Origin of the sequence: Flavobacterium sp. (genome assembly GCF_039932285.1) — a bacterium.
Lineage (GTDB): Bacteria > Bacteroidota > Bacteroidia > Flavobacteriales > Flavobacteriaceae > Flavobacterium.
Window position 1 is genome coordinate 21,003 of sequence record NZ_JBDTQE010000025.1, and the last position, 14,307, is coordinate 35,309.

The following is a 14,307-nucleotide window of genomic DNA, read 5'->3' on the forward strand; positions in this document are numbered from 1 at the left end:
GCTTCAATAATTACTACACATGAAAATTTCATATAACTGGTTAAAACAATTTATAAAAACCGATTGGGATTCTGAGAAAACAGCTTCTATGCTTACCGATTTGGGACTTGAAGTAGAAGGAGTCGAAAAATATCAATCTATAAAAGGTGGCTTAGAAGGAATTGTTGTAGGACATGTTCTTAGCTGTATTCAGCACCCAAATGCCGATAAATTAAAAATAACAACAGTCGATTTAGGAGATAATAATCCTATTCAAATTGTCTGTGGAGCTAGTAATGTAGCCGCAGGACAAAAAGTTCCTGTAGCAACAATAGGAACTATTTTATATGATAAAGAAGGAAAATCATTCGAAATAAAAAAAGGAAAAATTCGTGGAGAAGAAAGTCACGGAATGATATGTGCCGAAGATGAAATTGGTCTTGGAGATAGTCACGAAGGTATTATGATTCTCGACGAAAATCTAAAACCTGGAACTCCAGCTGCAACCGTTTTTAATATCGAAGATGATGAGGTTTTCGAAATTGGATTAACACCAAACCGTGCTGATGCAATGTCACACTGGGGAACGGCAAGAGACTTAAAAGCTGGAATGCTCCAAAACGGAATAAATATCGAACTCATTACACCACCTGTTTCTAATTTTAAAATTGAAAAAAGAACCTTAAAAATTGATGTAAAAGTAGACGATAATAAACTTGTACCTCGTTATTGTGGTGTTACAATTTCTGATATAAAAATCGGAACATCACCAGCTTGGCTTCAAAACAGATTGAAAGCTATTGGAATCACACCAAAAAACAATGTTGTCGATGTTACTAATTATGTCTTACATGAATTAGGCCAACCACTACATGCTTTTGATGCATCTAAAATTAACGGAAAAATTACTGTACAAAATGTTGCTGAAGGAACAAAATTTATAACATTAGATGATGTAGAACGTTCTTTGAGCGCCGAAGACATTATGATTTGTGACGAAAATGAACCACTTTGCATAGCAGGTGTTCTTGGTGGAAAATATTCGGGAGTTTCTCAAAATACGACTTCTATATTTCTAGAAAGCGCTTATTTTAATGCTGTTTCTGTTAGAAAAACAGCAAAACGACATACTATAAGTACTGATGCTTCTTTTAGATTTGAAAGAGGAATAGATCCAAATATTACAGAATATGCACTAAAACGTGCTGCTATTTTAATTTGTGAAGTTTCTGGTGGACATATTACATCAGATATTATAGATATTTATCCTAAAAAAATAGAAGACCACCAAGTTATGCTAAATCTTGAAAAAGTAAGTAAAATAATTGGTCAAGAAATTCCAGATGAAACCATCAAAAATATATTAGCTTCTTTAGACATTAAAGTAAATAGCATTTCTAAAGTAGCTTTAGGGCTAGTAATTCCTGCTTATCGTGTCGATGTAACTCGTGAGATTGATGTAATTGAAGAGATTCTGAGGGTTTATGGTTATAACAATATCAATTTTACACAAAAGCTTAATGCAACAACTTCTCATTCTTCTAGAACTGAGGATTATAAAATCCAGAATATAATTTCTAATTTACTTGTAGGAAATGGTTTTAATGAAATGATGGCAAATTCATTAACTACTCCAAGTTACATAAAATTAAGCAATAGCTTAAATGAAACCAATAATGTATTAATAATTAATCCTTTGAGTAACGATTTGTCGGCAATGAGACAATCGTTGTTATTCTCCGGATTAGAAGCTATTTCGTTTAATATTAATCGAAGAAATAATGATTTAAAATTATTCGAATTCGGAAAAACATATCATAAATTATTATCTGGAAATCAAGAAAATAGTCACTTGACTTTGTTTATGACAGGAAATAAAACTCCCGAAAGCTGGACAAATCCTCAAAAACCCACCGATTTCTTTTTGTTCAAAGGTTATGTACTAGCTATTTTAGAAAGACTTGGCTTATCAAAAATAATTGCATCACCATTAAACACTGATGTTTTTGCTGAAGGAATCGTTTACGAAATGGGAAATTCCACTTTGGTGGAGTTTGGTACTGTTAAAAAATCGATTTTGAAACATTTTGATATTAAACAAGAGGTTTTCTTTGCCGATTTTAATTGGAATTCAATTATTAAGCAGATATCAAACAATATTAAGTTTGTCGAAATTTCTAAATATCCTGAAGTTCGTCGTGATTTGGCACTTTTATTAGATAATGAAATCGAATTCGAAAAAATATTTGATATTGCTAAAAAAACAGAAAAAACTTTACTAAAAGACGTTAATTTATTTGATGTTTATCAAGGTAAAAATCTCCCAAACGGTAAAAAATCATATGCAATTAGTTTTGTATTACAAGACAATAGTAAAACACTAACTGAAAGTCAAATTGATAAAGTAATGAGTAAACTAACTCATAATTTTGAAAGTGAATTGGGAGCTGTTTTAAGGTAATAATTTAACAATTTTGTATAAAAAAACAGTAGTAAAATTTACTACTGTTTTTTTTTATATATTCTATGTTATGATTAAATTTAGATAAAACTATCTAAACTTAAATTTTAATTAGATTCTTCCTGCTTTTTTGCTCTTTTCTCTTTATATAATTCCCACAAAGCACCGCCAATCCAATATTGGACAAAAGTTACAAGGAAAAACATTAACCAAAAACCTATCGTTAATACAGTTAAAAAAAGTATAAAACCTAAATATTGTTGAAACTCAAACATCTTTCTCAAATTTATTAATAATACAGTACAAATGTAAATGTAATTATTCTTTTAAGCAATAATATTTATAAATTTATTTTAATACATTTTTTTAAGCAATTAAGAATGATTATTTTTGTAGTTATATACTAATTGTATATATATTTGATTACACTAGACTTAAAATTTTAAGCAAATAGTCCGAAGTAAAATTACACATAAACAAATACACACTAGTGTTATCTAATTAACACGAATAAATTAACCAAAATGGAATATAGAATAGAAAAAGACACCATGGGTGAAGTAAAAGTTCCCGCAAACAAATATTGGGGAGCTCAAACAGAACGTTCAAGAAATAACTTCAAAATTGGCCCATCGGCATCTATGCCAAAAGAAATTATAGAAGGTTTTGCCTACTTAAAAAAAGCCGCAGCTTTTGCTAATTGTGATTTAGGTGTACTTCCAATAGAAAAACGAGATGCTATTGCAACAGTTTGTGATGAAATATTAGCAGGAAAATTAGACGATGAGTTTCCATTAGTAATCTGGCAAACGGGTTCGGGAACACAAAGTAATATGAATGTAAATGAAGTTGTGGCTAATCGTGCACAAGTTCTAGCTGGACACAAAATTGGAGAAGGTGAACAATTTATTAAAGCAAATGATGATGTAAACAAATCACAATCATCTAACGATACATATCCAACAGGAATGCATATAGCCGCTTATAAAGCAGTTATAGAGGTTACAATTCCCGGTGTAGAAAAATTACGCGATACATTACATGCAAAAGCGACGGCATATAATAATGTAGTTAAAATAGGTCGTACACACCTTATGGATGCTACTCCACTTACACTTGGTCAAGAAATTTCAGGTTATGTTGCACAACTAAACTACGGAATAAAAGCAGTAAAAAATACACTTGCCCACTTATCCGAAGTTGCTCTTGGTGGTACAGCAGTAGGAACAGGGCTAAACACACCAGCAGGTTATGATGTAAAAGTTGCTGAATATATTGCTAAATTTACAGGACATCCATTTGTAACAGCTCCAAATAAATTTGAAGCACTGGCCTCTCATGATGCTATTGTTGAATCACATGGTGCTTTGAAACAATTAGCGGTTTCTCTTAATAAAATTGCTAATGATATTCGTATGTTAGCATCAGGACCACGCTCAGGAATTGGCGAAATCTTAATTCCAGAAAATGAACCAGGATCATCTATCATGCCAGGAAAAGTAAACCCAACACAGTGTGAAGCATTAACAATGGTTTGCGCACAGGTTATGGGTAATGATGTTGCTATTTCGATAGGTGGTATGCAAGGACATTATGAATTAAATGTTTTTAAACCCCTTATGGCAGCAAATTTTCTACAATCTGCAAGGTTGCTAGGAGATGCTTGTATGTCGTTTGATGAGCATTGTGCCCAAGGAATTGAACCAAATTATAAAAGAATTGAAGAGCTCGTAAATAACTCATTAATGTTAGTTACCGCATTAAATACAAAAATCGGATACTACAAAGCTGCTGAAATTGCACAAACAGCGCACAAAAATGGGACAACTCTAAAAGAAGAATCCGTTCGTTTAGGTTATGTTACTGCCGAAGATTTTGATGCTTGGGTAAAACCTGAAGAAATGGTAGGAAGCTTGAAATAATTTCTAAAAAAAAACCTGTAATCTTCATTACAGGTTTTTTTAAAATATTTTAAAAAAAACTATTGTTGTGGATACATAACAGTTTCTGCAGTTTCGAAAGTAACAGAACCATTTTTCTCTATAAAGTATTTTAGTATAACTTCTCCCCAATTGGAATCCCCAGTAAAATCAGCAATAATCCATCGGTGGTTTAGAAAACGTACTTTATTAATCACCATATTATCATAAGGAATTAACTTATTACCTGTGGGATTTGAGTTCATATCCATTAGTTTTTCTTTTACTTGTGGCATTAGTTTCTGAACATCGTAACCTTCTAAATAATCTTGTGCTTTCTCGTCGTAAGCTAAAGAGAAATAATCTCCATCTTCTTTTTCAGCTACAATTTTAGCAATGCTATCGTTCATTTTTACCTTAAATTTCTCAGCACGATTTTCATCAAAATTAAACTTTTTTGTCGAATACATGTATTGAAAAATATTCAATAATACAGAGAATATTAATCCGTATAAAACCAGTTTTTTCATTTTTTAAATATTAATTATTAAATTATCATAAGCCAAAAACAGATTTTCAGGCAATTTTTTTTGTACTTCTTCATGAAAACCAAAAGTATGGCTAATGTGTGTTAAATAAGCTTTTTTTGGTTGCACAATATTAATGAAATCTAAAGCTTCTTGCAAATTAAAATGGGTGTTATGAGCATCTTCTCTTAAAGCATTTATTACCAAAACATCTAGATTTTTAAGCTTATTTATTTCCGCTTTTTCAATAGTTTTTACATCGGTCAGATAAGCAAAGTTGTCAAAACGATAACCAAAAACTTGTAAATCGCCATGCATTGCATTTATGGGAATAATATTTTTTGAATCAATTTCAATTAAAACATCATTTTCAACTTCTATCGGAGAAACACCTGGTGAACCAGGATATTTATTTTCGGTTTCAAAAATATAGTCGAAACGTTTCTTGAGATTTTTTAATACCCGTTCATGACCATAAATAGGAATATTTCCTTGTTTGAAGAAAAATGGTCGAATATCATCTAAACCCGTCGTGTGATCGGAATGTTCGTGGGTAAACAAAATAGCATCAATTTTAGGACAACCCGAAGTGAGCATTTGTTGTCTAAAATCTGGTCCACAATCTATTACAAAAGAATTATTTTCCCATTCTATCCACACAGAAACCCGCAAACGCTTATCTTTTTGGTCTTTACTAAGACATACAGGATGGTCGCTACCAATAACAGGAATGCCTTGTGAAGTACCAGTACCTAAAAAATAGACTTTCAATTAAAATATTTTTCACAAAAATAAAGATTATTTTTATGTAAAGCTGTCTAATTTATTAACTTTGTAAAGTATTTACCCCAAGTATGAGAAATTCAGAAACAGAAATTACGCTAAAAGGAGACAAAGTTATTGAACAAATACCGTCAACAACTGATAAAGCTTTGCGTATAAACCTTAACGATAATATTTACGGAACCTTTGCCGAGATTGGTGCTGGACAGGAAACTGTTCGCCATTTTTTTAGAGCTGGTGGTTCTTCTGGTACAATTGCAAAAGCAATGTCTGCCTACGATAAAGATTTTAGTGATGCCATATACGGTATTGAAGACGATGGTCGTTATGTTACCGAAAGTCGTCTAAAAAAAATGCTATCTCACGAAAGTGAACTGATGGAGCAACGACTAAAACGTGACAAACATCCTACAAAAATGTTTTTTAGTTATGCCAATACTGTTGCTACAATAGATTTTGCAAAACAGTTTAAAGGTCACGGTTGGGTAGGAATTAGATATCAAATTGAGCCTGATGAAGCCTATAACGAAATATTACTTCACATTAGGTTTAAGGAAACTGATGCAAAACTGCAGCAAGAAACTTTAGGAAAATTAGGTGTAAACTTAATATATGGTGCATTTTACAAATACAATGACCCGAAAAGATTGTTGCGCTATTTGTATGACCATATTGACAAAGACCAACTAGAAATAGATACTATCAATTTTTCAGGACCAAGATTTGCCGATGTAGATAACCGATTAATGAGTTTACAATTGGTAAAAAATGGCATGACCGATGCCGTAATGTTCGATCCAACAGGAAAAAACATATTACCAGCAGCAGTTTTATACAAAAAAAATATTTTGGCATTGCGAGGAAGTTTCCGTCCTGTAACCAAAGTAAATATGGACATGTACGAGAAATCTTTACAAATGTTTGTAGATGGTAATAAAGTAAAAAAAGAAAATACATTGGTTATTTTCGAAATCACACTTTCTAATCTTCGTTCAGATGGAGAAATAGATGAAAGAGATTTTATGGATAGAGCCGAACTACTTTGTTCGTTAGGACAAACAGTTATGATTTCTAATTTTCAAGAATATTTTAAAGTAGTCGAGTATTTTTCTTCTTATACAAAAGCAAGGATGGGACTGGCGCTAGGTGTAAACAATCTAATTGACATATTTGATGAAAAATATTACCGCCATTTGAGTGGTGGAATTCTAGAAGCTTTTGGTAAATTATTTTACCGAGATTTAAAAGTTTTCTTGTATCCTATGGAAGATGAAGTTGGTAATGTAATAAACTCACAAAATCTAAAGGTACATCCTCGTATGAAGGAATTGTACAAATTCTTCGCTTACAACGGAAAAGTAACCGATATCACCGATTTTGAAAGAGAAAATCTTAAAATTTTCTCTCGCGAAGTTTTTAAAATGATTCACAATGGCACACCTGGTTGGGAAAAAATGTTACCCGACGGAATTGCCGATCTTATTAAAAAAGACCATCTTTTTGGTTATAATAATAAAATTTTAATTGAAGCTTAAGAAAATAGAACAATATAAATGAATCCTGAATTGTGAAAAACGGTTCAGGATTTTTTTATTAATATGTTTATATTTGAATATTAAAGCCTAAATTATAAAAAACACTAAATGGATAAATCTAATTTTTTAAATACTATTACTTTAATTTCCATTTTTGTAATGTTGCTTCTTGCCTCTTTTTTGTTAACTGTAAACACAAAAAACAAACTTTCAAATAGACTTTTTGCTAGTTTTCTTATACTTACAGCATTCGATTTGAGTAGTTTTTTTACCGATAAATATTTTGAGACTAATTTAAATTTTGAAGTTTTTAGAATGACGGCTAGCTTGCTAATCATGCCTATATTCTATTTATATGTTAAAGCAGTTTGTCATTCAGATTTTAAATTAAAACCAAAACATTTACTCTTAATACTTCCTTTTGCAATTGCAAATTTGATTTTTATTCCAAGATTTTATTTAGCAACTACATTTGAAAACGTTCACATTTACCAACACTTTAAGCAACTGTTTGAAATTCGTTTTTTTTATATTTTAGCAGAACTACAATACTTTTTTTATATTATTTTAGTTTTTTCTTCTTTAAAAAAATACAGAGAAATTTACTTAGAAAATTATACCAATACGAACAACTCATCATACAAATGGTTGTTTCAAATGACTGTATTTTTTCTAATTGCTCATTGCATTGTTTTCTTTAAATCAATCATAAGATATACTAATTATTCTGTTTTTCTTAACTCGTCAAATTTAGTCATCGGAACGATTGCGCTAATCATAAGTTGTTGGTTTGTATTAAAAGCGTTAAACAATCCTGATCTTTTTAAAGGTTTAGATTCAAATATGTTATTGGTAAACAAAATCTTAAATACAAAAGTTGTTTCAACAGAGAACCAATTAACAGAAACTCCTAAATCGGCAGAAATTATTTTGCAAATTGAATTTATAAAAAAACATGTTTTAGAAAAAGAATCTTATCTCGATTCATCATTAACCATACAAGAATTATCTGAACAAGTTCATATTCCTGTCCGCGATTTATCTATTTTGATTAATCATCATATGAATCAACATTTTTTCGATTTCATCAATGAATTTCGAATACAAAAAGCCATGCAAATCTTAAAAGATCCATCTAAAAAGAAGTATACTGTTTTAGAAATTCTTTACGAAGTCGGTTTTAATTCAAAATCATCATTTAATACTGCTTTTAAAAAACATACGAATCAAACACCAACAGAATTCAGAAATAACTGATTATAAGTATTTTGTAAAAAGTCGAACCAATTTAATTACTACAAATTGGTTCGACTTTTTTTATTCGGTCGCCAATGTTAAACTTCTGGTGCAATTTTGCTTCAAATTAATACTAACAATTAAAATTTGAAGTTATGAAAATCAAAATCACATTTATTTCCTTACTAACATCATTTCTGTGTTTGGCACAATCAAAAGAAATCGACACAAAACCAGAATTAAAAACTGAAACTATTGAAAAGAATTATGATATTAAAAATGAAATTTATGAAGAAAAATACGTTCTAATAAATGGTATTGAACAATGGGTTACCATAAAAGGAAATCCTTCGAAACCAATTATTTTGTTCATTCATGGAGGACCTGGAAGTACAATAAGTCCTTATATTGACGTTTTATATAAAGATTTAGAAAAGGATTTTATTATTGTTCAGTGGGATCAACGAGGCGCTGGAAGAACTTATGGACGCAATTCGCCACCTGAAGAATTAACTCCAGAATATTTAAAATCAAATCCTTTAACTTTAGAACAAATGACTAGTGATGGTGTTTGTGTTTCAGAATATCTTTTGAAACATTTAGGAAAACAAAAAATTATACTTGCTGGCACATCTTGGGGTTCTTCACTTGGAGTAAAAATAGTTTCTAAACGCCCAGATCTTTTTTATGCTTATGTTGGACATTCTCAGATTGTTAGTCCTGGAATTAATTTGGAATTATATACTAAAATTTATAAAATGGCTGAAGACAGGAATGACAAAGAGAGTTTAGAAATATTAAATACTATTGGAAAACCACCATATAGTAGAGCAAAAAGCTGCGGTTTATTATTTAAAGTTCTAAAAAAATATGAAAGAGCAAATTCGACACCTGCTCCTAATAATTGGTTTCAGCTTTCTCCTGATTATGACAATGAAATAGATGAAAAAAACAGAGAAGATGGCGACGATTATTCGTTTGTGAATTATGTTGGAGATGATAAATTAGGAGTTCAATCAATGATTTCAACCATTAATTTAATGAGAGACAATTTAGATTTTAAAATTCCTGTGTATTTAATACAAGGAAATGAAGATATTATGACACCAAAAGAGAACTCAAAAAAGTATTTTGATAAAATTAAAGCACCTAAAAAAGAATATTTTTTATTGCCAAAAGCAGCTCATGGTTTTAATCAATCTGTTGTAGAAACACAATATAAAATTTTTAAGAGTATCAAAACTTTGTAAAAGAAAATAAATAAGCACTACTCCAAAAAGATTGAATCAATTGGGTTAGTAGTGCTTATTTTTTATATTTTTTCTGTTTAAAATTTAAACAGATATTAACCCAATATCTGCTTGGCGTGATCTTTAGTTTTTACAGCTGTAATTACCTCTTCAATAATACCTTTTTCATCGATAATAAAAGTCGTTCTATGTATTCCGTCATATTCTTTTCCCATAAACTTTTTTGGCCCCCAAACACCAAATGCTTCAATAACTGCTTTATCTTCATCTGCTAAAAGTGGAAAAGGAAAATCAAATTTCTCTTTAAATTTCAGTTGTGCTTTTGCCGAATCTGCACTTACGCCTAAAACAGCATAATTATTTGCCGTAAAACGAGAATAATTATTACTCAAATCACAAGCTTCTGCTGTGCAACCTGGCGTATTTGCTTTTGGATAAAAAAATACTACTAATTTTTTTCCAGTATAATCAGATAATTTGTGTGCATTTCCGTCTTGATCCAAAGCTGAAAAACTAGGTGATTTATCTCCTTTTTTTAGTGTTGTCATTTTTTTAAATATTTATTTTTGAAAATCTGAAATCAAAAATCGTTATTCAACAATCTTCAATCAAAAATTGTATTTTTACATTTCAAATTTAACCAAAATGACCAAGAAAGAAAGTGTAACTTTTGTTATAAATACGTTAAAAGAATTATATCCTACAATTCCTATTCCGCTCGACCACAAAGACCCATATACTTTGCTAGTGGCAGTTTTGCTATCAGCACAATGTACCGATGTTCGTGTGAATCAAATTACACCAATTCTTTTTGAAAAAGCTGATAATCCATACGATATGGTAAAACTTTCGGTTGAAGAAATTAAAGAAATTATCCGCCCTTGCGGTCTTTCTCCTATGAAATCGAAAGGGATTTTTGGATTATCTCAAATGATTATCGAGCAACATAATGGTCTGGTTCCACAAAGTTTCGAAGCCTTAGAAGCTATGCCTGCCGTAGGACATAAAACTGCAAGTGTAGTGATGAGTCAAGCTTTTGGCGTTCCCGCTTTTCCTGTAGATACACATATTCATCGATTGATGTACCGTTGGAATTTGACTAATGGAAAAAATGTAGTTCAAACCGAAAAAGATGCCAAACGTATATTTCCTGAAGAAATTTGGAACGATTTACACCTACAAATTATTTGGTACGGACGCGAATATTCTCCAGCTCGTGGTTGGAATTTAGACAAAGATATTATTACCAAAACTATTGGAAGACAATCCGTTTTAAAAGATTATTATAAAAAAAACGCTCAATAATTTGAGCGTTTTGTGGTTAATTCAAAATCGTTTCGAAAGTCCCCTCTCCTATTTTCTCTATTCTTAATGCTTTAGAATAGTTCAATATAAAACTAACTGTTTCTTTTTTTGGTAACATTTTAGGAGTTACATTTTTCTTTTTAGAGTAAATTTTTGCCATACTATTATTTATAATTTTATAGTAAAACGCAAACTAGAAAAAAATATTGCTTAGTTGGTTAAAATAATTTGATTTTTATCAATTATTCTTCTCAAATTTATCAATGCATAACGCATTCTACCTAATGCTGTATTAATACTAACTCCTGTTGATTCGGAAATTTCTTTGAAACTTAAATCTTGATAAATACGCATTTCAACCACTTCTCTCTGATCATCTGGCAATTCTTTTAGGAGCTTAATTAAGTCTTTCTCGACTTGATCGGTAATGATTTTATTTTCAATATTCAGAGAATTATCACTCATAATCGAAAAAATAGAAAAGTTTTCTGTTTCACGATACATCGGCATTTTTTTTGTTTTTCGGAAATGATCTATAATTAAATTGTGAGCAATTCTCATAACCCAAGGCAAAAATTTCCCCTCTTCATTATATGAATTACTTTTAAGTGTTTTAATAACTTTTATAAATGTATCTTGAAATATATCATCTGAAATATCTCTATCTAAAATTTTTGAATATATAAAACCAAAAATTTTAGACTCATGTCTTTTTACTAATATAGATAATGCTGTTTCATCGCCATCGATGTAACGCCTTACCAATAAAGCATCTGGGAGTTGATTTATAGCCATAACAATACTTTTAGATTTTAGGTTTATCTCTTTTTTTAAAGTATTTCTTTGTTATAAGCTTAATTTTATATATTTATAGAATTCAAATTTAAAGCAATTTATTTCACATTAACAACATTATTTTAAAATTTAACATTTTGTTTAAAATAATTAATAAAAATTTAAGTTGAGAGCTATGTCTAAGCAAAAAAGAGACTACACACAAATTACAATAAAAAAGCAGAATTGATTATCTTTGTAAAAATTGACTTTTAAAATGATTCATCAAGATATTTCAAAACTAAATCCAAAGGAAAATATAATTATCAAAGGCGCTCAAATTCATAATTTAAAAAACCTTGATGTTGCTATTCCCCGTAATAAATTAGTAGTCATTACTGGACTTTCAGGTTCTGGAAAATCTTCTTTGGCTTTTGATACTTTATATGCCGAAGGACAACGTCGTTATGTAGAAAGTTTGTCTAGTTATGCACGACAATTTTTGGGAAGATTAGACAAACCAAAAGTTGAATACATCAAAGGAATTGCTCCAGCGATTGCTATCGAACAAAAAGTGAACACGACAAATGCTCGATCTACTGTAGGAACTTCGACCGAAATTTATGATTATCTGAAATTATTATATGCAAGAATTGGTAAAACTATTTCACCAATTTCTGGTCTTGAAGTCAAAAAAAACACAGTTTCTGATGTTATAAATGATGTAAAAACCTTCGAAATAGATTCTAAATGGTTGCTCCTCGCTCCTATTCATCTAGAAGAAGGACGGAAATTAGAAGACAAACTAAAAGTACTTTTGCAACAAGGTTTTGCTCGTATTTTGGTTAAAAATGAAATGATTCGCCTTGATGAATTAGTCGATAAAAAATTGAATGTTAAAGATACTTTACTAATCATTGACCGAATTGTTGTAAAAGAGGAAGAAGATTTTTATAACCGATTGGCTGATTCTGTACAAACAGCTTTCTATGAAGGCAAGGGAATCTGTTATTTACAAGAAGTAAATACTGATAAAAAATACAGTTACAGTGCTAATTTCGAATTAGATGGATTGTCTTTTTTAGAACCAAATGTGCATTTATTTAGTTTCAATAATCCTTACGGTGCTTGTCCGGTTTGCGATGGTTATGGTAATATTATTGGCATCGATGAGGAGTTGGTTATACCAAACACTGCTTTATCTATATATGAAAACGCTATATTTCCTTGGCGTGGAGAAAGTATGAGTTGGTTTCGTGACGAGTTAGTAAATAATAGTCATAAGTTCGACTTTCCTATTCACAAACCTTATTTTGAATTATCAGATGCTCAAAAAGACTTAGTTTGGAGCGGTAATAAATATTTTCAGGGTTTGAATGATTTCTTTAAAGAACTAGAAGAAAAAAATTATAAAATTCAAAATCGAGTGATGCTTTCTCGCTATCGTGGCAAAACAAAATGTCATGCTTGCAAAGGAAAAAGATTGCGTCAAGAAGTGTACAATATAAAAGTAGGCGGAAAAACGCTACCTGATTTAGTCGATTTATCTATAAAAAATACGGTTTTATTTTTCAAAGATTTAAAATTATCCGATTACGATGCTAAAGTTGCCAAGCGATTACTAATAGAAATCAATAATCGATTATCATTCCTACAAGAAGTTGGATTAGATTATCTAACCTTAAACAGAAATTCAGCTACGCTATCTGGAGGTGAATCTCAAAGAATAAACCTAGCCACATCATTAGGAAGTAGTTTGGTTGGATCTATGTATATTCTTGACGAACCAAGCATTGGTTTGCACCCAAAAGATACTGAAAAACTAATTCAGGTGCTTATTTCGCTTCGTGATTTAGGAAATACTGTGATTGTGGTCGAACATGATGAAGATATTATGAAAGCTGCCGATATGATTATAGATATTGGTCCAGAAGCAGGAACTTTTGGTGGAGAATTGGTAGCTCAAGGAACTTTTGATGAAATATTGAAATCAACCTCATTAACAGCAAAATATTTAAACGGAGATTTAGAAATTTCAGTGCCAAAAACCAGACGAAAATCTTCTACATATATCGAAATATTAGGTGCTCGTGAGAATAACTTGCAAAATGTAGATGTTAAGTTTCCGTTAGAAATGCTTACTGTAATTACAGGTGTTTCGGGCTCAGGAAAAAGTACTTTGGTCAAGAAAATTCTTTTTCCAGCGATGCAAAAAAAGATTGATGGCGTGGGTGAAAAAGCGGGTCAGTTTACTGAAATGCGTGGTTTTTATCATAAAATTCATCATATCGAATATGTAGATCAAAACCCAATTGGTAGAAGTTCACGTTCTAATCCAGTAACTTACATCAAAGCTTATGATGATATCCGAGAGTTGTATGCGAAAGAAAAACTATCTAAAAATCGTGGTTATCAAGCCAAACATTTTTCGTTTAATGTTGATGGTGGTCGTTGCGAAACCTGTAAAGGAGAAGGTGCTATAAATGTTGAAATGGTTTTTATGGCCGATGTTTCCTTGCCTTGCGAGACTTGCAATGG

At 30.8% G+C, this 14,307-nt stretch carries 13 protein-coding genes; 7 read left to right on the top strand and 6 right to left on the bottom strand.

The annotated features are described in order from the left end of the window. Positions 1-19: 19 nt before the first annotated feature. Entirely contained in the window at positions 20-2,440 is a 2,421-nt protein-coding gene (pheT, locus tag ABI549_RS06580; RefSeq protein WP_348075665.1) for a phenylalanine--tRNA ligase subunit beta, read from the top strand. Between the two features lie 107 nt (positions 2,441-2,547). Here the strand turns inward: pheT and ABI549_RS06585 are convergent, their stop codons facing one another. Beyond that, a complete protein-coding gene (locus tag ABI549_RS06585; RefSeq protein WP_348075666.1) occupies positions 2,548-2,715 on the bottom strand; it encodes a hypothetical protein in 168 nt (55 codons plus the stop codon). A 249-nt stretch (positions 2,716-2,964) separates the two neighbouring features. Between ABI549_RS06585 and fumC the strand changes: the two genes are divergently transcribed. Further along, on the top strand, positions 2,965-4,362 hold the full coding sequence (gene fumC, locus ABI549_RS06590) for a class II fumarate hydratase (protein WP_348075667.1): 1,398 nt from the start codon (positions 2,965-2,967) through the stop codon (positions 4,360-4,362). 59 nt (positions 4,363-4,421) lie between these two features. Here fumC and ABI549_RS06595 read toward each other — a convergent pair whose 3' ends face one another. Further along, positions 4,422-4,889 (bottom strand): hypothetical protein, encoded by a 468-nt coding sequence (locus ABI549_RS06595; protein WP_348075668.1) that lies wholly within the window; start codon positions 4,887-4,889, stop codon positions 4,422-4,424. A 3-nt stretch (positions 4,890-4,892) separates the two neighbouring features. Further along, entirely contained in the window at positions 4,893-5,657 is a 765-nt protein-coding gene (locus ABI549_RS06600) for an MBL fold metallo-hydrolase (protein ID WP_348075669.1), read from the bottom strand. Positions 5,658-5,740: 83 nt separating this feature from the next. On the opposite strand from ABI549_RS06600, the gene ABI549_RS06605 reads away from it, so the two are divergent. The 3 genes from ABI549_RS06605 (at position 5,741) to ABI549_RS06615 (ending at position 9,690) form a co-directional block, all read left to right on the top strand. Continuing rightward, on the top strand, positions 5,741-7,204 hold the full coding sequence (locus ABI549_RS06605; RefSeq protein WP_348075670.1) for a TonB-dependent receptor: 1,464 nt from the start codon (positions 5,741-5,743) through the stop codon (positions 7,202-7,204). A 108-nt stretch (positions 7,205-7,312) separates the two neighbouring features. After that, complete coding sequence (locus tag ABI549_RS06610) at positions 7,313-8,461, top strand: helix-turn-helix transcriptional regulator (protein WP_348075671.1); 1,149 nt, start codon at positions 7,313-7,315, stop codon at positions 8,459-8,461. Positions 8,462-8,595: 134 nt separating this feature from the next. Then, positions 8,596-9,690: an alpha/beta hydrolase gene (locus ABI549_RS06615; protein WP_348075672.1), complete on the top strand. Its 1,095-nt coding sequence runs from the start codon at positions 8,596-8,598 to the stop codon at positions 9,688-9,690. Positions 9,691-9,785: 95 nt separating this feature from the next. Here ABI549_RS06615 and bcp read toward each other — a convergent pair whose 3' ends face one another. Next, on the bottom strand, positions 9,786-10,238 hold the full coding sequence (gene bcp / locus ABI549_RS06620; protein ID WP_348075673.1) for a thioredoxin-dependent thiol peroxidase: 453 nt from the start codon (positions 10,236-10,238) through the stop codon (positions 9,786-9,788). Positions 10,239-10,335: 97 nt separating this feature from the next. On the opposite strand from bcp, the gene nth reads away from it, so the two are divergent. Beyond that, complete coding sequence (gene nth, locus ABI549_RS06625) at positions 10,336-10,995, top strand: endonuclease III (protein WP_348075674.1); 660 nt, start codon at positions 10,336-10,338, stop codon at positions 10,993-10,995. 16 nt (positions 10,996-11,011) lie between these two features. Here nth and ABI549_RS06630 read toward each other — a convergent pair whose 3' ends face one another. Both ABI549_RS06630 and ABI549_RS06635 read right to left on the bottom strand, forming a co-directional pair. Next, positions 11,012-11,155, bottom strand: a complete 144-nt coding sequence (locus ABI549_RS06630; RefSeq protein ID WP_348075675.1) for a hypothetical protein — start codon at positions 11,153-11,155, stop codon at positions 11,012-11,014. A 50-nt stretch (positions 11,156-11,205) separates the two neighbouring features. Continuing rightward, positions 11,206-11,790 (bottom strand): sigma-70 family RNA polymerase sigma factor, encoded by a 585-nt coding sequence (locus tag ABI549_RS06635; RefSeq protein ID WP_348075676.1) that lies wholly within the window; start codon positions 11,788-11,790, stop codon positions 11,206-11,208. 256 nt (positions 11,791-12,046) lie between these two features. Between ABI549_RS06635 and uvrA the strand changes: the two genes are divergently transcribed. Continuing rightward, the coding region (gene uvrA, locus ABI549_RS06640; RefSeq protein ID WP_348075677.1) for an excinuclease ABC subunit UvrA at positions 12,047-14,307 on the top strand (2,261 nt) is incomplete at its 3' end.